Source organism: Pantoea sp. UBA5035 (genome assembly GCF_002415245.1).
Lineage (GTDB): Bacteria > Pseudomonadota > Gammaproteobacteria > Enterobacterales > Enterobacteriaceae > Pantoea > Pantoea septica.
This window is the reverse complement of record NZ_DICD01000003.1, coordinates 82,211-103,773: the sequence shown is the minus strand read 5'-3', so window position 1 is coordinate 103,773 and position 21,563 is coordinate 82,211. Positions and strand designations below refer to the sequence as shown.

Genomic DNA, 21,563 nt, shown 5'->3' with positions numbered 1-21,563 from the left:
GAGGCGTGATGCCTGAAAGCCAGCTTCCTAAAGCGCTCGATTCGCTGCGCGCGGCGGTACTGATGTATGACGACCAGGAGCGCCTGATCGCCTTCAACAATCAGGTGGTGCGCTTCTATCCCGGCATAGAAGCGCGTATTCGCCTGGGCATCACGCTGACGCAGCTGGCGGAGGATTTTATCGCCTCCGCCTATATGACGGAAAATCAGCAGAGCCGGCAGGCGATGATTGAGAATCTGGTCAGCCGCTGCCGCCTGGATAACCACAGCGAAATGCGCCGCATCGGCAACCGGCAGGTCTTTGTGCAGCACAACCGCACGCCGGAAGGCGGCATCGTCAGCCTGCATATCGATATCACGGGTTTCGAACCCATCAGCGAATCGCGCAACCAGCTGCATGCCGACTTCGTGCTGGCGGCGGAATCCACCCAGATCGGCATCTGGGACTGGCAGCAGCAAAAAGATCTGCTGCAGGTCAACGACGCGCTGCTCAATATGCTGGGCTACCCGCGCGAGACCTGGCACTACAGCGCCAGTTTTCTTGATACGCTGCTGCATCCCGACGACCGCGAGCCGCTGCAACAGCTCTTCTCCAGCGCCAGCAACCAGCAGCTGCCGGTGTTCGAAAGCGAGATTCGTCTGTTACACCGTAACGGAAACTACCGCTGGATGCTGCTTTCCGGCCAGGTGGCGAGCGTCACCGTCAGCGGCGAAACCGCGCGCGTTATCGGCACGCTACAGGACATCACCAAACGCAAAGAGGCGGAGCAGCTTTCGCTGCAGGCGCTGGCCGCCGCGCGGGCCGCGAACGAGGCGAAGAGTATTTTTCTTGCCAATATGAGCCACGAAATCCGCACGCCGATGAACGGCATTCTCGGCATGACCCAGCTCTGCCTGGATACTCAGCTCACCGCCGAGCAGCGCGAGTATATGACGCTGGTCTACCACTCGGCCCATACGCTGCTGCGCGTCATCAACGATATTCTCGACTACTCCAAGATCGAGGCGGGCAAGATTGAACTGGACGAAGAGGAGTTCCAGCTGCGCGGCTTTCTGCATGCGCTGATGCGGCCGCTGATGCCCACCGCCTCGGAAAAGAACGTCGAGCTGCTGGTCAACGTCGCGCCTGACGTGCCCGATCTGCTGACGGCGGACAGCGTGCGGCTGCGGCAGGTGCTGACCAACCTGGCCAGCAATGCGCTGAAGTTCACCCCTTCCGGCGAGGTCGAGCTCTCCGTGCGACGCGACGAGCAGACTAACAGGCTGCGCTTCCAGGTGCGCGACACCGGCATCGGCATACCCGCTGACAAGCAGCAGCTGATTTTTGAATCCTTCAGCCAGGCGGATACCTCAACGACGCGCAAATATGGCGGCACCGGACTGGGTCTGACCATTTCGGCGCGGCTGGTGGAGATCCTGGGCGGCGAGCTGAGCGTGCAGAGCGAACCGGGTAAAGGCAGCGTGTTCAGCTTTACCCTGCCCGCGCCGCACCAGCCCGTCAGCGACGCCCTGAAAACCTCGCCGCGCTTCGGCAGCGTGCCGGTGCTGGTGGTGGACGATAACGCCACCAACCGCCATATCATGAGCGATATGCTGCGCAATATGGGTCTGCTGCCGAGCCTGGCGGCCAGCGCCGACGAAGCGCTGGCGATTCTACAGGCGCATCCTGGCTTCTCGCTGATCCTGCTGGATGCGCAGATGCCGGATAAAGACGGCATGACGCTGGCGCAGGAGATCAAAGCGACGCCTGCGCTGGCCGACAGCCAGATCATTATGCTCAGTTCGATGAGCCGCGTGATGGACGCCGATCAGCTCGCCCGCATCGGCGTGAACTACTTTCTCGGCAAGCCTGTGGATCAGCGCGAGCTGTATGACGTCATCAGACAGGCGCTGGCGCTGCAGCCGACCAGCGCCGTCGCGCCCCTGCCGCCGCTGCGCGAACTTGCCGCCAGCGCGGAGCGGCCGCTGCGCATTCTGCTGGCTGAGGATAACCTGGTGAACCAGAAGCTGGCCGCGCACTTCCTGACGCGGCTCGGCCATCAGTTCGCCATTGTCGGCAACGGCCTCGAAGCGCTGGAGCAGCTGGATAAGGCGAACTGGGATCTGATCCTGATGGATTTGCAGATGCCTGAACTGGATGGCGAGCAGGCGACGCGCCTGATCCGCGAGCGCGAAGCGAGCCGTCCCGGGCGGGCGCACCAGCGCATTATCGCTATGACCGCGCACGCCATGAAGGGCGATAAAGAATTTTGCCTGCAGCACGGCTTCGACGGCTATCTGTCGAAGCCGGTCAGCCTGGAATCGCTGAACGACGAGATCCTGCGCGTGGTCACGCTGCCGACGCCCGCGCAGCCCGCCGCGCCCGCGCCGCCGCCCGATCGACAGACACTGGCGACGCGGCTTGGTCTGGACGACGCGCTGCTGAGCGAGCTGCTGGCGCTGTTCGCCGCCGGACTGCCGGAGATGATCGCCCAGCTGAAAAGCGCGCTCTGCGAGCAGGATATGACGCGTATACGCCGCCTGGCGCACAAGCTGCGCGGTGAAGCCTCGACCTTTGGCTTCGACGCCTTTACGCGCTATTTACAGGCGCTGGAGGAGTCGGCGCGCGACGAGGCGCAGCTGGAGAGCGCCGCACTAACGACCGAACTCGAGCAGCAATCGGATGCGCTCTTTACTCAACTTCGCCACCTGCAGGAGAAGCTATGATGCGTTATGCCCTGGCGCTGAGCGTCTTGATTTGCGCGCCGCTGTTCGCCGCGCCGCTTCCGCCGCCGGAGAGCTGGTCGCTGGCGGGAGAGTGGCGCGCCCATGACGGCAACGACGCCGATTTTGTCGGCTGGCGCGGCAGCGATCGGACATGGCGCAAGCTGCGCGTGCCGGCAAACTGGTACAGCGCCGGCTGGGATCATCAGGGCGCGCTCTGGTATCGCACCGAATTTTCCCTGCGCAAGCCGGACGCCGATCGGCTGGCGACGCTGGAGTTTGACGGCGTAGACTACTTTGCCGACGTCTGGCTCAACGGCAAGAAACTGGCGCGGCATGAAGGCTATTTTCAGCGCTTCGCCGTCGATATTACCGACAGCCTGACGCGCTATAACCGGCTGGCGGTGCGCGTCGACAGCCCGTTCGAAGATCCGCAAAAGAACTGGCCGCTGCGCAAAAACCTGATGAAAGGCATCCTGAATCAGCACGACTCCCGGCCCGGGGGCGCCTGGTCGCCGCAGGGGCAGGACGCCAACTCCGGCGGTATCTGGTCGCCGGTGAGATTACGCCTCAGCCGCAGTGTGGCGATCGATAACGTCATTCTCAGACCCGACTGGTCGCAGGGGCTGACGCAGCCGCGCCTGCGGGTCGAGTTCGTCTATCGCGCCCCGGCGGCGAAAGCGGCGACGCTGGATCTCACCGCGCGGCCCGATAATTTCAGCGGCGAGACCTATCGCCTCTCGCAGGCCGTGGCGCTGCAGCCGAGCGGCGACGCGACGCAGCGCATCGCCGTCACGCTGCCGATGCCGAAAGCGCAGCTCTGGTGGCCGAAAGGCTACGGCAAGCCCGCGCTCTATCAGGTCGAGGTGAAACTGCGCGACGACCAGGGCGTTCTCGACCAGCGCAGCAGCCGCACCGGACTTCGTCAGGTTGTCGAGCAGGCGCAAAATCAGGGCTGGCTGGTTAACGGCCAGCGGCTGTTTATTCGCGGCACCAACTACACCGGGTCACCCTGGCTCGGCACCATGAACAAGGCGCGCTACGCGCGCGATTTCAATATGGTGGAGCGGATGAACGCCAACGCCATCCGCGTGCATGGTCATGTGGCCAGCCGCGCGCTCTATCAGGCGGCGGACGAACGCGGGCTGATGATCTGGCAGGATGTGCCGCTGCAGTGGGGCTATAACGATACGGCTGCCTTCGCCGACAACGCGGTCAGGCAGACGCAGGAGATGGTAGAGCAGTTCGGCAACTCGCCTGCGGTGGTGGTCTGGGGTGGACAAAACGAACCGCCGTTCAACTCGCCGTGGATGGGCAAGCGCTTTCCCGACTGGCATAAGGATCTTAACCGCAACCTGACGCAACGCGTCGCCGATACGCTGGCGCAGGACACCAGCCGCATTGTGCATCCCTTCTCCGCCGTTGAAGAGCACTACTGGGCAGGCTGGTATTTTGGCTCGCTGGCGAATCTGCTGGAGCCGGCGAAAACCGCCACTATCACCGAGTTCGGCGCCCAGGCGCTGCCTCGGCTCGCCACGCTGCGCACCTTTATTCCGCGCAGCGAGCTCTGGCCTGCCACTACCCAGCCGGGCGATCCGAAGTGGGTGCGCTGGAAGTATCATAATTTTCAGCCTATCCAGACTTTTCAGAACGCGAAAATTTCCCGCGGAGACACTATTCAGAGCTTTATCGCCAATACCCAGCGCTATCAGGCGCAGCTGGTCGCTATCGCTGCGGAAAGCTACCGGCGTCAGCGTTTTCAGCCGGTCACCGCGCTGTTTCAGTTTATGTTTGTAGAAACCTGGCCCTCCGCAAACTGGGGCGTTGTCGACTATTTGCGCCAGCCGAAAGCGGGCTACTTCGCGATGCAGCGCGCCTATCAGCCGCTGCTGCCGTCGATAGAGCCCAACAGGCTCGACTGGAAAGCGGGCCAGCCGGGACAAATCAACCTGTGGACCATCAACGATCTGCCGGTCGCTTACCACGGCAGCCAGCTGGAGTGGCGCATCGTCCAGGGCGACAGCGTGCTGGCGCAGGGCAAGCAGCCGGTCGATATTGCCGCCGACAGCGGTAAAAAAGTGGTTGAGCTGCCGGTGACACCGTCACGACCGGGAACGCTGCGCGTCACGACGCGCATTGTTGATAGAGACAATAAAACCCTGGCGCGCAATCAGATGGCGTTCGGGGTGACGCCGTAAACCGCAGGTTCTGCCGCGAGCTGGGCGAGCCAGGCTATCACGGCTTCGCTGCCCGGCTGGCTGCGCGAGCGCTGCGGCCAGGCGAGATAATAGGCTTTGCTGAGCGGCAGGCTCAGCGTATCAATCGCTACCAGGTCGCCGCGCGCCAGTTCCGCGGCGATCAGCCGTTTCTGCCCTAACAGCAAACCCGCGCCGGCGACCGCGGCGTCAATCGCCAGCGAGGTCAGGTTAAAGCTGAGCGACGGCTGCGTCGCCGGCGTCGCCGCGCCTCTGGCCTGCAGCCAGCTACGCCAGTCCGGCAGAAACCGCCCCTCATTGCCCCAATCGAGATGAATCAACGGCGCCTGTTCCAGCGCGCGCGCCAGCGAATAGCGCTGAAGCAGCGACGGGCTGGCGACGGGCACCACCTCATCCATAAACAGGCGCTGTTTATCAAGCTGCGGATAGCGATCCTCGCCGAAACAGATCACGAAATCCGCTGGCGTGGCGCTGAAATCCACCTGCGCGTGGGTACCGTGCAGCGAGAGATCGATATCGGGACAGCGTTCGCGCCACTGCATAATGTTGGGCAACAGCCACTTTGAGGCCAGCGCCGGCAGCGCATAGAGCGTCAGCTTCGGCATAAGGGCGGCGTGCCGCAGGTTCTGCTGCCCGAGATGCAAAATATCGAAGGCTTCGGTCACGTAGCGCAGGTACTCTTTGCCGGTTTCGGTGAGCATGACGCCGCTCTGCGTGCGCACGAAAAGCGCGCTGCCGAGCTGCTCCTCTAACTGACGGATTTGCTGGCTTACCGCAGCGGGCGTCAGCGCCAGCTGGGCAGCCGCTTTCGCCAGGCTGCCCAGCTCTGCGGCGACCTTGAACGACTGAATAACGCTGATTTTAGGCAAACGCGGCGACTGAGCGGGCATTAATCTTTCCTTAACAGGTCGTTAAATAACTATCGTTATGCACCAACATATCAGCAGGTTACAGTTTTCACCCACCTGCTATGATGAGAACCGCTGCGATGGACTTGATCCGTTTCGATTTACACCCGCTCGCCGACGTCCGCTGGCGGCGCGATTGCCGCGAACAGCTCAACCAGCACGGCGCGCTGGTGCTGCGTCAGTTTTTACAGCCCGCCGCGCTGCAGGCGATCGTTGCCGAAGGCGAGGCACAGCGCCATCGGGCTTTCCACACCCTCAGCAAACACAACGTCTATCTGATGAAACCTGACGCCGCCTACAGCGCCGATCATCCGCGCAATCGCGATGTGAGCAGCACCAAAGGCTGTATTACCGACGATCTGATCGCCGCCGAGTCGCCGCTGCGCCAGCTCTACAACGACGCGCTGTTTAAACAGTTCCTGTGCGATGTGCTGGGAGAAAGCGCGCTCTATCCCTATGCCGATCCGCTCTCCTCCATCAACCTGCACTACGCGCCCGACGGCCAGGAGCTCGGCTGGCATTTTGACAACTCCTCTTTTGCTATCACCCTGCTGGTGCAGAAGCCGCGCGGCGGCGGCCTGTTCCAGTATGTGAAGGATCTGCGCGACGCCGATGCCGGCGAGATGAACTTCGACGGCGTGGCCGAGGTGCTGGATCAGCGCCGGCCGGTGGAGGCGCTGGAGATCGACCCCGGCGATCTGGTGCTGTTTCGCGGCCGCAATTCGCTGCACCGGGTAACGCCGACCGAAGGTGATATCACGCGTATGCTGGCCGTGCTGGCTTACAATACCGAGCCGGGCGTCGCGCTCTCCGAGACGGCGCGCATGACCTTTTACGGACGGCTGTGATCCAGACCGAGTAAACCGTTCCATCCCCGCGTGAAAATCTGCTGGGTGCGAAAGGCCACCAGATCGCGCCAGTCGCGGTCTGCTGGCCAGAACCCTTCTACCAGCTGTTGTTTGACGGCGCGCCCTGCCTCGCTGGCCGCATCGCCCTGCAAGTGCAGCCAGTGATCGTCGCGCACGCGGCGATGCATCTCTTCGCCGGGAAAGGTGCCGCACTCCACCACCAGCGGCAAAATATGCGTATCGGGCAAGGCGTCCAGCAGGAACTGCGAGAGATAGCCCGTGGCGGTGGCGGTTACGCCGGTCTCGCTCTCTCGTCCGGCGCCGGTAAACAGCAGGGTCAGCCATTCGCCATACAGCGTTTTCCCCCACTGATGTGCGGCGACGGGCCGTTCGGCGATCGAGAGCAGCATCGGATGTCCCCACGCGCCCGCGCCGGTATGCAAATCGAAGCTGAGAATGGTCGTCGCGCGCGCGAGATGATGTTCAACAATCGCTTGCAGAGTGCGATAAGACCAGCTGGGCTGCGACCCGCCATAAAACAGGCCGTCGGCAAAATGATACTGCCCCGCTTCCACTACCGGCTTTATCGCGGCCCAGCCCGCGCCGTCGAGGGCCGCCTGCAGCAGCCGATCGGCCTGAGCGCGTTCGCCGTGGTAAAAACGGTGATATTCGGCATAGGCTGCATTAGCGGGCGGGGTCTGGGCGAAGTCGATGAAATTTCGATTGAGATCGACGTTATCTTCATTGACGCGCCGCAGATGCGCGGCTCCCCAGGGATTGAGCAGATGCAGCAGCACGATCGCGGTGTCGTCGGGTAAGGCGGTCAGATGGAAACGATTGAGCCACGCAATCTGGCTATCGGAGCCGTAATAACCCTCTACGCCGTGCGTGCCGGAAATAATCAGCATCAGGTTAGCGGCCTGGGGATCGCCCAACACCGCGACATCGGTAAAAAGCGCTTCGCCTTGCGGGCCGGTCAGCGGATGCCGATAAGAGGTCAGAACGCCATTCTGGCGCTCGACGGCGGCGACAAAACGGGCGCGTTGGGAAGCGTAATGCGGCAAATCGAACATGGGATTTCCTGTGGCTGGCAGCGGCGGATCGCCCCTAAACCAGCCGGCGGCTGAGGGCGACCCGCATCGCTGCTTATGGGTAAACCTTAAAGGCGAAATATTTTTTCGCCAGCCGATCGTAGGTGCCGTTAGCATGCAGCTGCGCCAGCGCGTCGTTGATCAGCTTGAGATTCGCGACGTCGCCCTTACGCAGGCCGATGCCGACGCCGTTGCCGAGCAGGTCTTTATCGACCAGCGTCGCCTGGATCGCGTAATTTTTGCCTTCGGGCGTATTGAGAAAGCCCTGAGCCGCCGACACCGCGTTCGCCAGCGAAGCGTCAAGCCGGCCAGCCACCAGATCCGGATAGATCTCCATCTGGTTCGGGTAGGAGACGATATTGACACCCTGCGCCGCCCACTTCGCTTTGGCGTAGGTTTCCTGAATCGTGCCCTGCGCCACGCCGACAGACTTGCCGCGCAGCGTGCGGATATCGTCCGTCAGCGCGCTGTTTTTCGGCGTCAGCAGCGCGCTCGGGGTGTTGTAGATCATCGCGCTGAAGTCGACCTGCTCGCGGCGTTTTTCCGTCATCGACATCGCCGAAAGGATCGCATCGAACTTCCTGGCCTGCAGCGCGGGGATGCTGCTGTCGAAGCCGATCTGCACCCACTGGCACGTCACCTTCGCCTGCGCGCAGATGGCGTTGCCCAGCTCGATATCAAAACCCTGCAGCGAGCCATCGCTGGCTTTGGATTCAAACGGCGGGAAGGTAGGATCGACGCCAAAGCGCAGCGTCTGTTCGGCCAGCGAAAGCTGGCTAAACGCGCCAAGCGACAGCAGTAAAGCGAAGGACAGGCTCTTTTTCATTATTCTCTCCAGCGGGCGGACAAGGATAAAACGTCATCCAGAGTTAATACCATGACGGATGAACGGCCACCACCGAAAAAACGGCTTAATCGAGAGTTAATTCTTATATTTGTTAATACGTTAGCGAATTTATCCGCCCTGTTAAGTTTTGCTTAACGCCTGCTTTTTCATTTCGGGCTTGCTCTGCCCACCGCACGAAGGCAAAGGCGATCATGAAAATGGTTCATGTTCGTTGAATTTATATCACTTTTCGTTGATTCCCGACTCAGGCATAAAAGATACATGGATGTTAAGTATTGGTAACGCGAAAAGTTGTGAACGAGATAGCAGCTTAACAAATCGGGATATCCTGAAAAGAAAGAATTAACGCCAGATTGTCCATCACGAATTAGGATGCCAGATTAAAATGACGCAACCCTTCAACTTTACGATTAAAACCCTTCGTTTCGACGAAAATTATAATCCTTCGGAAAATACGCGCATCACCACCAACTTTGCCAATTTGGCCCGAGGCGACAAACGCCAGCAGAATCTGCGCAACGCGCTGGCAATGATTGACAACCGTTTCAATTCGCTGGCGCAGTGGGATAACCCGAACAGCGATCGCTATGCCGTCGAAGTCGATATTATTTCCGCTGAAATGATTATCGAGACGGAAGGCCGTCGCGCAACCTTTCCGGTGATTGAAATATTAAGACCGAATATCATCGACCGCAAAAACAGCCAGCGTATCGAAGGTATTCCAGGTAATAACTTCTCTTCTTACGTGCGCGATTACGATTTCAGCGTACGGCTCCATGAGCACAACAGGAATAAAGCGGAGTTCACCCTTCCTGAGGATTTCGGCGATCTGCATGGCGCCATCTTCAGAGGTTTCGTTGCGTCAGCGGCTTATAAAGAGTGCTTTCAAAAGTCGCCGGTTATCTGCCTGAGCGTTTCCAGCAAAAACGTTTACCACCGAACCAATAATCACCACCCGGTGCTGGGCGTCGAATATCAGCAAGATCAGCCCTCTTTAACCGACCGCTACTTTGCCAAAATGGGGCTGCAGGTTCGCTATTTTATGCCGCTCAATAGCGTCGCGCCGCTGGCCTTCTATTTTAGCGGCGACCTGCTGGCCGACTACACCAATCTTGAGCTGATCGGCACCATCAGCACCATGGAGACGTTCCAGAAGATTTACCGGCCTGAAATCTATAACGCCAACTCAGCGGCGGGAAAACGTTATCAGCCGGACCTGAATCATCAGGATTACTCTTTAACGCGCATTGTTTACGACCGCGAAGAACGTAGCCAGCTGGCCGTTGAGCAGGGTAAGTTCACCGAAGAGAACTTTATTAAACCCTACCAGCCGATGCTTGATAAATGGGCTGCGCATTTCGTTCTTTGATTATTTAACCGACAGGGTCACGCTTGATGAAAAAGTTACTACCAACCTCTACCGCCGGCAGTTTACCTAAACCTTCCTGGCTGGCACAGCCTGAGGTGCTCTGGTCGCCCTGGAAATTGCAGGATCGAGAATTAGTCGACGGCAAGCAAGACGCCCTGCGTTTATGTCTGGCGGATCAGCTGCAGGCCGGCATCGATATCGTCAGCGATGGCGAGCAAACGCGGCAGCATTTCGTCACCACCTTTATTGAACACCTGAGCGGCGTCGATTTTGAAAAGCGTGAGATTGTGAAAATTCGCGATCGCTACGACGCCAGCGTGCCGACCGTGGTCGGCGAAGTGAGCCGTCAAAAGCCGGTTTTCGTCGAGGATGCGAAATTCTTACGTCAGCAGACCAGTCAGCCGATTAAATGGGCGCTGCCTGGCCCAATGACGATGATCGATACGCTTTACGATAGCCACTATAAGAGCCGCGAAAAGCTGGCATGGAAGTTCGCCGAAATTCTCAATCAGGAAGCTAAAGAACTTGAGGCGGCCGGCGTAGATATTATCCAGTTCGACGAGCCTGCCTTTAACGTTTTCTTCGATGAAGTGAATGACTGGGGAATCGCGACGCTGGAGCGGGCCATTGAAGGCCTGAAGTGCGAAACGGCGGTGCATATTTGCTACGGCTACGGCATCAAAGCCAACACCGACTGGAAAAAGACGCTGGGAACGGAATGGCGTCAGTATGAAGAGATTTTCCCGAAGCTGCAGAAATCGAATATCGATATCGTGTCGCTGGAGTGCCAGAACTCGCGCGTGCCGATGGATCTGATTGAGCTGATTCGCGGCAAAAAAGTGATGGTGGGCGCCATCGACGTGGCGACCAACACCATCGAGACACCGGAAGAGGTGGCCAGCACCCTGCGCAAGGCGCTGCAGTTTGTCGACGCCGACAAGCTCTATCCCTGCACCAACTGCGGCATGATCCCGCTGCCTCGCCACGTGGCGAACGGCAAGCTCAATGCGCTGAGCGCAGGCGCGGAGATTGTCAGAAGAGAGCTGCTGGCGAAGTAACGTCGTGAGGCGGACGAGCGCTACGTGAAAATGCAGCCCGATCAGGCAGCGCCTGACTGGGCTGAAATCCCACCTCAATCCATGAGAGGTATTCAGGCGCAGCCACTCATCCCTCATCGCGCCATCATCAGCCACACATAGCTGAAAATAATTTTACCCCTCTGCATCCATTCGCCCTTCTCGCACGTATATCCCTTTGTGAGCAACCTTATTGCTCCTTAAACGAGGATATATACTTTCAGGACTCATGCAGCCTGGCCCACAAAATAAAGGCGCACAGGCTTACCAGCGCGCCAGCCAGGCAGACCGACTGCCATCCCCACAGCGCATAGAGCTGAGTGGCGACGAAGGCGCCAAGCGCGCTGCCTACCGAGTAAAAGCCCATATAAGCGCCGACGAGACGGCTGGCCTCGGCAGGCCGGGCGGCAATGATCGTGCTCTGATTAATCACATGAACCGTCTGCACGGCAAAATCGAGCGCGATAGTGCCCATAATCAGCCACAGCAGCGACATTTCGGCGCCAGCGACAGGCAACCATGAGAGCGTCAGCAACGCCAGCGCGGCGCCGGTTGCACGCCGCCCTCTGCCGCCGTCTGCCCATCTTCCGGCTCGCGACGCTGCCAGCGCGCCCGCTACGCCCGCGAAACCAAATAGTCCGATCTGCGTATGGGAAAGCGACATGGCGGTGAGCGGCATCACCATCGTGGTCCACAGCATGCTGAAAGCGGCAAAGATCAGCAGCGCGAAAATTCCGCGCGTCCTCAGCTGCGGCTCTGTGACATAGAGGCGGAAAAAAGCGCCCATCAGCGCAGCGTAGCGGGGCCGCTTCGCCGGTTTCGGGGTCGGGGGCATAAGCCTGGCCAGCACCAGGGCGATCGCCAGCATCAGGCAGGCGGAAAGCCAGTAGACAGCGCGCCAGCCGGCAAGGTCGGCGATCGCCCCGGAGAGAAAGCGAGCCAGCAGGATCCCTGACACGATGCCGCTGGTGACGGTGCCGATAACCTTGCCGCGCCGCTGGAAATCGGCCAGCACCGCAGCCCACGCCACGACTAGCTGCACCACCACCGCCAGCAGACCGACCAGCAGCATCGCCCCCAGCAGGATCGGCAGATTTAGCGCCAGCCCGGCCAGCGCTAAGGCCAGCGCCGAAAATAGCAGCAGCGCGATAACTAACCTTTTGCGGTTCACCCAGTCACCGAGCGGCACCAGAAAGAGCAAGCCGATCAGGTAGCCGGTTTGTGTCAGGGTGACGACGCTGCCGATAAGGCCGGGCGCCACATTGAGGCTGGCAGCCATGGATTCAAGCAGAGGTTGCGCGGCGTAGACGTTCGCCACCGCCAGGGCGCAGGTAAGCGAGAATAGCAAGGTCATCCAGGGCGAAAGCACCGGGCAAGTTTCTGCGGGTGCGATCGCAACCTCAGAATCGGTTTCTGCCTTAGCCTGCATAAGCACTCCTCTGGTTTCTTTTTGAAACTACCTTGCACCAGAATCTACAATGATGGTTTTTTTTTGCAACCTCTTTCGCGGCGGATTATGCTGGCGTTTTCAGAGACGAGCGGAGAGTGAACAGAGATGGCGAAACAGCAATCACTTATGACCAGCGAATGCCCTATTGCCAGGACGGTTGAGTCGATTGGCGAACGCTGGTCTCTGATGATTATCCGCGAGGCGTTTGACGACGTGCGCCGATTCAGTGAGTTTCAGAAAAATTTGGGGCTGGCGAAAAATATTCTGGCATCCCGGCTGAAACACCTGGTCGATATCGGTGTTTTTAACCTTTGCCCGGCTTCAGACGGCAGCGCCTATAAGGAATATGTTCTGACCGAAAAAGGCGAAACCCTTTTCCCCTTGGTAGTGGCGATACGTCAGTGGGGCGAGCGCTATCTGTTTGAACAAGGCGAAACGCACTCTGTTCTGGTAGATAACGCCCATGGCAAGCAGGTTGAGCCGCTAGAAGTGCGCTCCTGCGACGGGGCGCGGCTGACGCCGGCCGACTGTCATCGTCGGCGCGTTAGGGCTGGCGAAGAGGAGGATTCTCCTCGGTGATGCGCACCGCCGCCTGAAACTTACTCCACGTGCAGGCTAATGCCGAGCCGTTTCGCTTCCATCGTTAAAATCTTCTCTCCCATTGACAGATTGCCTTCGTGCAGATGGTCAAATAGCTTACCGAAGAGAAAGATGGTCAGGTAATCGGCGTTTGCCGGCGAGTGCTGAGTAAAGTTGATGCCGGCTGCGGCAAACTCCGCATTGGCGGCGGACTCCGTTTCGGCGATAACCTCGGCGACCCGTCTGATTAACCCCTCCTCGTGACGCGTCAGCGTCTCCATGATTATCCGCTGTTCTTCTTGCGTGAATGGCTGGTCCATCTTATTTTCCTCATTGAATGACGGCATAACAGTTATCATAAAATGAAATCGCTGACTCACGGCTTACATCAATTGCAGCTGGGTTTGCACAGGCAATAGTATTTAACAGGTAACAATCACCATGGCTCTGATCCCCAAAAACTACGCGCGGCTGGAAAGCGGCTACCGCGAGAAAGCGCTGAAAATCTATCCGTGGGTGTGCGGACGCTGCGCGCGCGAGTTTGTTTACTCTAACCTGCGCGAGCTTACCGTTCATCATATCGACCACGATCATACCAATAATCCCGAAGATGGCAGCAACTGGGAGCTTTTGTGCCTCTACTGTCATGACCATGAACATTCGAAGTACACCGAAGCGGATCAGTACGGCACCCGGGTGGTCGCGGGAGAAGATGCGCAAAAAGATATCGGCGCCGCCACCTATAATCCCTTCGCTGATTTGCAGGCGATGCTCAATAAGAAAAAATAACCCATGCCGGGCAGCAGTGCTGGCTGCCCTGCTCGCTCTCGCCCTGCGGCGGCGGGAGAGCGTTTTATTCCAGATGAACCACGCGCAGTCCTGACCAGCATCTCTCGTCCGAACGGGTTACCAGCACCGACGGATCCTTGCTGAATTTGCTAATCAACGTCACGATCCTGTTCATCAGAAGGGCGATCTTCTCCGACCCGACATAGATAAATTCGTTAGAGGGCAGCGCGTAGGTAAAGCCCCTTTCACATACTACGCTGCGTGAAAAACCATTATCCAGCATGGTGAAAAGCAGCTCGGTGCGCATTTTGTCGGTTTGATCTTTCAACTCGACCCGGATTGTATAGCTAGCCATAGTCATCCTCGATCGCTATATAATTTAAGATAACTTAAATTATAGTCGCTATTGTTTTAAAAAGGTCTGTTTGGGACATATCTTACCCAGGGGATAACGGCGGAGTGCAGACGCGTCGTGGTGCGGAAAGGTGGGATTGAAGATAAAAAAATCCGGAGGCGAGCTCACCTCCGGATGGATATGGCCTGTTAACGGGAATGACGGCATGCGTCATTCCCGCTTTTCGCATCAGAAACTCTGCCAGTCCGCTTCGTTGAGCACCGCGACGCGCTGCGGCGCGGGAGTACGCAGACGCGACGGCTGAGCCGCTGGCGCACGCGGCGCGAGAGCCTCGAAATCATTGCCTACACGGAACTTGCCGACCAGCGCGGTCAGCGTGCTGGCCTGCTCCTGCAGCGACTGCGCCGCCGCCGACGCTTCTTCCACCAGCGCGGCGTTCTGCTGCGTCACGTCGTCCATCTGGTTCACCGCCTGATGCACCTGCGCGATGCCCTGGCTCTGCTCGACCGCGGCGGCGGCGATTTCGCCGACCAGATCGCTCACCTGACGAATCGCGTCTTTCATCACGTCCATATTACGGCCTACGTCGCTCGCCTGCGCGGCGCCCGCTTCCGTCAGCTGATGCGAAGCTTCAATCAATGCCTTGATCTCATGGGCAGCGGCGGTAGAACGCTGCGACAGGTTTCTTACTTCGCCCGCCACGACCGCGAAGCCTTTGCCATGCTCGCCGGCGCGCGCCGCCTCTACCGCGGCGTTGAGCGCCAGGATATTGGTCTGGAATGCGATGCCTTCGATCAGCGAAACAATATCGTTCACCTTACGCGAGCTGCCGCGAATATTGTCCATCGTCGCCAGCATCGTGGTCAGCGATTCGCCGCTCTTCTCAGAGAGGCTGCTGGCGTTGGCCGCCAGTTGGCTCGCCTGACGGGTATTATCCGCCGTCTGGCGCACCGTCTCGCTCAGTTCGGTCATGCTGGCCGCCGTCTGTTCCAGCGACGCCGCCTGCTGCTCGGTGCGCGAAGAGAGATCTTCGTTGCCTGCGGTAATCTGCACCGATGCGCTGCTGACCGACTGCGACGCCTGATTAACCGAGGCGAGCGCCGAGGCGACGCGCTGCATCAGGTGGTTAAAGGCGCGCGCCATATTGCCAATTTCATCGCGGCGGCTTTCATCAGCGTTCAGCGTCAGGTCAAGATTGTCGCTGGCGCGCGCCATCACGTTGCCCATCGCCGACAGGCTGCGGCGAATGCGCAGAATGGTGAGGGTGGAGAAGAGACCGAACAGCACGACGGTGGCAATAACGCCGCCGATGGTGGCCCACAGCACGGTTGTGAACAGGCTGCGGTTGGTATCGCGCAGCTGGTTGCTGATATCGATATTCAGCGTCAGCTGTTTCTGGTAGTCGGCAATCATCTGGCGAATCGCCGCGCCGACACCCTCATTGCCCTCGATCAGCCCGAGCGTCAAAGTATCCTGGTGCGCATGGGAGGCGGCGAGAAACGCCGGCAGCCGATCGTTGATGGCGCGAAGATTTTCATAGGCGAGGTTGGTCAGGCGCTTATCTTCGTCGTTGGAGATATCGTTGGCCATGTAGTAGTCGATCTGCGATTTGATCTGCGCCAGGCTATCGCTGATAGTTTTTTCAACATCTACAAACTTCGCGTCTTCGGTCTGGCTCTGGTGCTTGTAGAGCGTGATCGCCAGCTGATTGCCTTCATTAATCATTTTTCCCAGATCTTTGATCGAGGGAATGGCGTTGGCCTGGACATATTCGAAGCGATCCTGAAATCCGGACAGCAGCGAAATAGCCAGCACGGCCTGTAAAATAATCGCGCCAAACAGCAGCGAAAATGCCAACAGCAGGCGTTGGGTAATGTTCATCCTGTTCTCCATAAGGTAAGCCTCCCTGTCCTTATGCGTTCAGGCAGGGTTTTGCCTCCTTATCATCGGCAACGTCTCACCTTTAATTAATTTTATTACCGCGCTTTGACACCTGCCTCAGATTATCGCCATTCCTCTCTACTCAGGCTGTAGTCCAGGGCCCTGCTGCCGATAACCGAGAGAGGTATTTGGAATACCCTTTATCGATTCTCTGGCGCGGCGACAAAACATGACGACTTACGCTTTTCATCCCTCATCTGACGGACGCGCGCGCGGCCTGGTCAGAAAACCGATGCTTATTATGCTGGTGCTGCTCGGCCTCTCTTTTTGCGCCGCGCTGACCGCGCTGTTCTGCGTGGCCGACGATCTGAATGATAAAGCGGATCTTCGCAGCGGGCTGCTGCTGGGAAAGGCGTTCGCCAGCAGCGAAGAGAGCATGCGCTTTCACCTTAGCGACAACGCTGAATGGGGCGAGGCCTATAACAACCTGCATCGCACGCTGAACCTCGACTGGGCCTGGCGCAACCAGAATCTGGGCGAATCGTTGTTCAAAACCTTCGGCTACGAGGGCGTATTCGTCATCGCGCCCAGTGGCGAAACGCGCTACAGCGTGCTCGACGGCGCGCTGCGCCGCGAGAGTTTTCAGGCGTGGATGGGGCAAGATGCGCTTAACGCCCTGAAGCAGCGGCTACAGCAGAGCGACGGCAAGGCGATAGCGCGGCTGGTGCGCGTCGGCGACCAGCTGGCGCTGCTCGGCGCCGCCTGGATTACCCCCGGCGGCGACCACAGCGTAAAAATGGTCGCGGGCCCGCCCTCGATCATGATTTTTGTCGATCGTCTGACCCCCGCCAAGCTGGAAAGCGCGGGCGCGGAGTATGGCATTAAAAAACTCAGCTACGCCGACGCGCCGCCCGAGGGCACCGGCGAGCATGACCGCTACTTCGCGTCGGCGCTGGGCGGCGTCGTGACGCTGAAGTGGCAGAGCGACGATCCCGGCGGCGCGCTGCTCACCTGGCTGCTGCCGCTGCTGGCGCTGCTGATGTGCGCCACCTTTTTCACTGCCACCATGCTGATGCGCAGCGCGCTGCGCAAAGCGCGCCATAGCGACGTCAGCACTTTTCTGCTGGAGCAGAGCCAGCAGGCGCTGGCCGCCAGCGAGCAGCGCTTTCGCGACGTGGCGGAGAGCACCACCGACTGGATCTGGGAAGCGGACGCGCAGCTGCGCTTTACCTGGATCTCCGGCCGTTTTCCCGCCGTCACCGGCTATCACAGCCAGGACTGGCTGCAGCAGCCGCTGCACGATTTTCTGCTCGACGACGCCGACCTGCCGCAGCGGCTGACGCAGCGGGAGCAGCCCGCCGAGCCGCTGACGCTGTTGCGCTGCCGCTACCGATCCGCGCAGCAGCATATTCGCTTCTGCAACCTCACGCTGCGTCCCGTTACCCTGGCGCAGGGGAAAAAGGGCTACCGCGGTACCGCCACCGACGTTACCCTCGAGGTCGAGGCCGAGGCGCGCGTCCGCTATCTCTCGCAGTTCGACGAACTGACCGGGTTACCCAATCGCGCGCAGATGAACGCCTGTCTGGCGGGCAAGCTCAGCGACGCGCTTCATAGCGATTGCCCACTGGCGGTCATTATGATCGACCTGGATAAGTTTAAGCCGGTGAACGATCTCTACGGCCACGCCGCCGGCGACAGCGTGCTGCACGAGGTCTCCCTGCGCTTCAACGCCTGCCTTAAGGATGCCGGGATGACCGCCCGCCTCGGCGGCGACGAGTTTGTCATGATCGTCTCCGATATCCACAGCGAGCAGGAGATCGGCGAGTTGTGCAGCCGTATCATCGCTCAGATCAATCTGCCCTTCGCTATCAACGGCGCCGACGTCTTTATCGGCGCCAGCATGGGGATCGCGCTGGCGCCGCAGGATGGCAACAACCCTGGCGATCTGCTGCGCTATGCGGATATTGCGCTCTATAAAGCGAAAAATGCCGGGCGCAATAACTGGGTGTTTTATCAGCGCGACATGGGAGAGAAGATCGTACAGCGGCGCGAAATGGAGCGCGAACTGCGTGAGGCGATCCACACTAATCAGCTGCGCCTCGCCTGGCAGCCGCGCTACGACGTGCGATCTGCGCGCGTCACCGCCGTGGAGGCGCTGGTGCGCTGGCACCACAGGCAGCACGGCGTACTGATGCCCGATCAGTTTATCCCGCTGGCGGAAGAGACCGGGCTGATCGGCGCGCTGAGCGACTGGGTGCTGCTGCGCGCCTGCGAAGATACGCACCGCGACCTGCCGGGCCTGGCGGTGTCGGTCAACCTTTCCGCGGTAGAGTTCAGCGATAAAGGCCTGCCGCGGCGTATTCGCGCCGCGCTGGACGCTACCGGTCTGCCGAGCAGCCGGCTGGAGATCGAGGTAACGGAAAACGCCATGCTGCAGGATCCGGAAACCACGCTTGAGGTGATGCTGGCGATCAAGGCGCTGGGGGTAAAGTTTTTAATCGACGACTTCGGCACCGGCTACGCCTCGCTGAACTATCTGCGCACCTTTCCGTTCGACGGCATCAAGATCGATAAATCCTTTATCTTTCCGCTGAACGACTCCTCGCAGGCGCGGCAGATTGTCGAGAATATGGTCGGACTCGGCAAGGCCTACTCGCTGAGCGTGACCGCAGAGGGGGTCGAAACCGCCTCGCAGATGGAGCAGCTCAAACTCATGGAGTGCGACGGTCTGCAGGGCTACTACCTCGGTAAACCTCAGCCGCTGGCGCAGATCGTCGAAACCTACTGCGCCGCGCCAACCTCGCTGTAGCGCTCAGGCGCCACGCCGTGCCTGGTTGCGACCGCTATGCTTCGCCAGATAGAGCGCCTCGTCCGCCTTCTCAATCAGCGTCTGAGGCTCTGGACGATCGCTTTCGGGCAGAAAGGTCGCGCATCCCGCGCTCAGCGTGACGTGCGCGGCTATCGAGGAGGAGTCATGGGGAATATTGCGCGCGCTCACCGCCTTCACCGCCGCGTTAGCGATGTTGAGCGCATCCGACCCTGTGGCGCCAGGTAGAATAATGGCGAACTCTTCACCGCCGTATCTCGCCACCTTGTCGCCGCTGCGCAGCGTTAGCCCTTTTAACGCGCTGGCAACCGTTTTCAGACAGGCGTCGCCGGCGACGTGGCCATAGGTATCGTTGTAGCGTTTGAAATAGTCGATATCCATCAGGATTAGCGACAGCTGCTGGCCATGCTCCGCCGCGTCGAGCAGGCTTTGCTGCAGGAAATGGTCGAACTGGCGACGGTTCGCCAGGCCGGTCAGGCCGTCGGCGTGCGCCAGGTTCTCCAGTGAGAGGTTCACCGCCGTCAGCTCGTCGCGCAGGCGGGTCAGCTCCTGCTGATAGCGCAGGCTGCGTCGGGCCTGGCTGAGGATATAGGCGCCAAGCAGCACAATTCCCGCCAGCAGCGCCAGATCGAGCAGCACATCTTCTACCTGCCCTTTGATCCAGTTTCTCAGCAGATTATGTTTATCGTAGCCTGCCGCCACCACCAGCCCGTAACGCTCGGAGCGGGCAAAGCCGAAAATGCGCGCCTGGCCGTCCAGCGCGGCGCGCCACTGGCCGCTTCCTTTGTCTGAGCTGGCGAGCATCGCCTGGAAAAGGTGGCTGGAGGAGAGGTTTTTGCCGATATAGCTGTCCGGCATCGGCCGTGCGTAGAGCACCGTGCTGTCCGCCAGCATCAGCACCAGCACATCCTGCGGGCCCAGCTCATAGTAGCTGTAGTAGTGACGAAAATAGTCGACGCGGATAGTCGCCAGCAGCACGCCGTTGAAGCCGCCGGAGGCGTCGTTGACCCGCAGCGACACCGGGATCACCAGATCGCCGGTGCTGCGGCTGCGTATTACCGGGCCGATATGCACGCTGTCGCGTGGATTCATTCGGTGGTAGTGGAAATATTCGCGATCGGAGTTGTTGATGCCTTTGGGGATGGTCTGTGTCGAGGTAGCGATCCACTTGCCCTGTGCGTCGTAATAAAACAGCCCATGCAGCTGCGGCAGCCGGCTCGCCAGCTCCTGCATGGTCTGGCCGAGAGCGGCGCCGTTGACGCCGGACGCCATTTCGCTCATCAGCTGATGCTGCACTTCACGCAGCGACAGCTCTGTCTGCAGCATGGTGTCGTCCGCCTGACGCGCCTGAGAAAGAGAGAGATTCACCGCCATCTGTTCAGACTGAATAAGGGTATCGCGCCAGGCTTCACGCATCGTCCAGAGGTTAAGTCCGGTTACCGCTACCGTCAGCAGCAGCCCGGCCATTGCGATGCTTCGGGGCAGCGAACGATTTAACGACGTTGCCCGATCGCTTCTCCTTTTTAGTTTCATGTCCCGCCTCTTAGAAATGCTTGTGATAAGTTAAGCACATGGAGGCATTCCAGCGCAGAGGGCGGAGCATAGCTTCGCCGGAAAAAGGCAAAATGTCGCCGCGTTTATCTTTTATGCAGCTAAATCACCTTTCTAAACAAAATATTCACATATCATTACGTTAACTGATAAGTTGCTAATTCCAAAGGACACTCTCTCCTGAATAAGCGAAACGGCAAGTAAAACAATATTTTATGCTGTATTAATTTCGCTGCGACAGGTTCAGACTGTATATTCATCCACTGCCGCAGGCGGTGGCTATTCGCTCTCCGTTCAAGGACAGCATATGACTTATTCGTCTGAAACCATCTGCGCGATATCGGGTGCCGCTCTTCATAATCTGAAGCGCTGGACTCGAAGCGGCTTTATCCATAAACATGCATCTGGTCATGACTGGACTGAAGCTCAGCTGCAGGAGGTGATGGATATGACGCGCCTGACCAGCCAGGGCGCAACGATCCGCGAGATCAAAACGGCGCAGGCCAGCGCGCATCCTGTCCGCACCGGCGGCTGGGCGGCGCGGCGCGGCGACATGCTCTGGCAGCTCGAGTTCGGCAGCGAGCAGTCGCTGGCGGTGCTGCTACGCAAGCTTGCCAGCAACTTTACCGGCGATGATTTCGTGTTACGGCTGCTGCTGCCGCTTCATCAGTGGCTGCGAGACGATACCCGTACCGGCGCCGGCCGCCGGATTGAGCGTTTTCACCATCTGATTGTCGCCTATGCGGGCAGCATGGCACGCCACGCCACGCGCGCCGCCGCCATTCCGCTGCTGCTGGAAAATGTCAGCGAGAAAAACCAGACTGAAATCTGGCTGGAGGCGATCAGGCTCGGCGGTCAGGGCTTCTGCGTCGAAGTGCGCGCCTTCAGCGCCATCTATCAACCAGCAACCGCGCATCAGCATCATCTTTACTGGTGCGGCGCCGGCCTGACGGAGATGATGCATCAGCACTATCTGACGCGTCTGAATGATGGCCACCCAGTGCTGCTCTGCGGCCCCGACCGCCGTGTTCATCATCTCTATCCGCAAATGCACGCGGTCGCCTGAGCGGCCGC

At 59.5% G+C, this 21,563-nt stretch carries 17 protein-coding genes; 9 read left to right on the top strand and 8 right to left on the bottom strand.

From position 1 onward, the window contains the following. The first annotated feature begins 8 nt into the window (after positions 1-8). Both B3229_RS01360 and B3229_RS01355 read left to right on the top strand, forming a co-directional pair. Positions 9-2,705: a PAS domain-containing hybrid sensor histidine kinase/response regulator gene (locus B3229_RS01360; protein ID WP_286867926.1), complete on the top strand. Its 2,697-nt coding sequence runs from the start codon at positions 9-11 to the stop codon at positions 2,703-2,705. Then, positions 2,702-4,900, top strand: a complete 2,199-nt coding sequence (locus B3229_RS01355) for a glycoside hydrolase family 2 protein (RefSeq protein ID WP_286867924.1) — start codon at positions 2,702-2,704, stop codon at positions 4,898-4,900. Before B3229_RS01360 ends, B3229_RS01355 begins: the two co-directional genes overlap by 4 nt. On the opposite strand, the gene B3229_RS01350 is transcribed toward B3229_RS01355, so the two are convergent. Beyond that, positions 4,873-5,808: a LysR substrate-binding domain-containing protein gene (locus B3229_RS01350; protein WP_286867922.1), complete on the bottom strand. Its 936-nt coding sequence runs from the start codon at positions 5,806-5,808 to the stop codon at positions 4,873-4,875. The two genes, B3229_RS01355 and B3229_RS01350, sit on opposite strands and share 28 nt — an antisense overlap. Positions 5,809-5,906: 98 nt before the next feature. Between B3229_RS01350 and B3229_RS01345 the strand changes: the two genes are divergently transcribed. Then, entirely contained in the window at positions 5,907-6,674 is a 768-nt protein-coding gene (locus tag B3229_RS01345; protein WP_286867920.1) for a 2OG-Fe(II) oxygenase family protein, read from the top strand. Here the strand turns inward: B3229_RS01345 and B3229_RS01340 are convergent. Both B3229_RS01340 and B3229_RS01335 read right to left on the bottom strand, forming a co-directional pair. Then, entirely contained in the window at positions 6,659-7,747 is a 1,089-nt protein-coding gene (locus B3229_RS01340; RefSeq protein WP_286867918.1) for a DUF2817 domain-containing protein, read from the bottom strand. The two genes, B3229_RS01345 and B3229_RS01340, sit on opposite strands and share 16 nt — an antisense overlap. Positions 7,748-7,820: 73 nt before the next feature. Next, positions 7,821-8,591 carry a transporter substrate-binding domain-containing protein gene (locus B3229_RS01335; protein ID WP_048782649.1) on the bottom strand — a complete coding sequence of 257 codons (771 nt, stop codon included), beginning with the start codon at positions 8,589-8,591 and terminating at the stop codon, positions 7,821-7,823. A 406-nt stretch (positions 8,592-8,997) separates the two neighbouring features. Here B3229_RS01335 and B3229_RS01330 point away from each other — a divergent pair, with 406 nt between their 5' ends. Together B3229_RS01330 and B3229_RS01325 are read left to right on the top strand one after the other, a co-directional pair. Continuing rightward, positions 8,998-9,981, top strand: coding sequence for a DUF1852 domain-containing protein (locus B3229_RS01330; protein WP_286867914.1), 984 nt, complete (start codon positions 8,998-9,000; stop codon positions 9,979-9,981). Positions 9,982-10,007: 26 nt separating this feature from the next. Beyond that, on the top strand, positions 10,008-11,039 hold the full coding sequence (locus B3229_RS01325) for a methionine synthase (RefSeq protein ID WP_048782653.1): 1,032 nt from the start codon (positions 10,008-10,010) through the stop codon (positions 11,037-11,039). 238 nt (positions 11,040-11,277) lie between these two features. Here B3229_RS01325 and B3229_RS01320 read toward each other — a convergent pair whose 3' ends face one another. Beyond that, positions 11,278-12,411 (bottom strand): MFS transporter, encoded by a 1,134-nt coding sequence (locus B3229_RS01320; protein WP_410477769.1) that lies wholly within the window; start codon positions 12,409-12,411, stop codon positions 11,278-11,280. Between the two features lie 201 nt (positions 12,412-12,612). On the opposite strand from B3229_RS01320, the gene B3229_RS01315 reads away from it, so the two are divergent. After that, positions 12,613-13,086 carry a winged helix-turn-helix transcriptional regulator gene (locus B3229_RS01315; RefSeq protein ID WP_286867910.1) on the top strand — a complete coding sequence of 158 codons (474 nt, stop codon included), beginning with the start codon at positions 12,613-12,615 and terminating at the stop codon, positions 13,084-13,086. A 20-nt stretch (positions 13,087-13,106) separates the two neighbouring features. Here B3229_RS01315 and B3229_RS01310 read toward each other — a convergent pair whose 3' ends face one another. Next, a complete protein-coding gene (locus tag B3229_RS01310; RefSeq protein WP_286867908.1) occupies positions 13,107-13,406 on the bottom strand; it encodes a nitroreductase in 300 nt (99 codons plus the stop codon). Positions 13,407-13,527: 121 nt separating this feature from the next. Here B3229_RS01310 and yajD point away from each other — a divergent pair, with 121 nt between their 5' ends. Next, complete coding sequence (gene yajD, locus B3229_RS01305) at positions 13,528-13,875, top strand: HNH nuclease YajD (RefSeq protein WP_033790448.1); 348 nt, start codon at positions 13,528-13,530, stop codon at positions 13,873-13,875. A 64-nt stretch (positions 13,876-13,939) separates the two neighbouring features. On the opposite strand, the gene B3229_RS01300 is transcribed toward yajD, so the two are convergent. Beyond that, positions 13,940-14,230: a hypothetical protein gene (locus tag B3229_RS01300; RefSeq protein WP_048782694.1), complete on the bottom strand. Its 291-nt coding sequence runs from the start codon at positions 14,228-14,230 to the stop codon at positions 13,940-13,942. A gap of 228 nt (positions 14,231-14,458) precedes the next feature. Continuing rightward, positions 14,459-16,111, bottom strand: coding sequence for a methyl-accepting chemotaxis protein (locus tag B3229_RS01295; protein WP_286867904.1), 1,653 nt, complete (start codon positions 16,109-16,111; stop codon positions 14,459-14,461). Positions 16,112-16,340: 229 nt separating this feature from the next. Between B3229_RS01295 and B3229_RS01290 the strand changes: the two genes are divergently transcribed. Then, positions 16,341-18,920 (top strand): bifunctional diguanylate cyclase/phosphodiesterase, encoded by a 2,580-nt coding sequence (locus tag B3229_RS01290; RefSeq protein WP_286867903.1) that lies wholly within the window; start codon positions 16,341-16,343, stop codon positions 18,918-18,920. Positions 18,921-18,923: 3 nt separating this feature from the next. Here B3229_RS01290 and B3229_RS01285 read toward each other — a convergent pair whose 3' ends face one another. After that, positions 18,924-20,471, bottom strand: a complete 1,548-nt coding sequence (locus B3229_RS01285) for a sensor domain-containing diguanylate cyclase (RefSeq protein ID WP_286867902.1) — start codon at positions 20,469-20,471, stop codon at positions 18,924-18,926. 460 nt (positions 20,472-20,931) lie between these two features. Here B3229_RS01285 and B3229_RS01280 point away from each other — a divergent pair, with 460 nt between their 5' ends. Continuing rightward, positions 20,932-21,555, top strand: a complete 624-nt coding sequence (locus tag B3229_RS01280) for a transcriptional regulator (protein ID WP_286867901.1) — start codon at positions 20,932-20,934, stop codon at positions 21,553-21,555. The last annotated feature ends 8 nt before the right edge of the window (positions 21,556-21,563 follow it).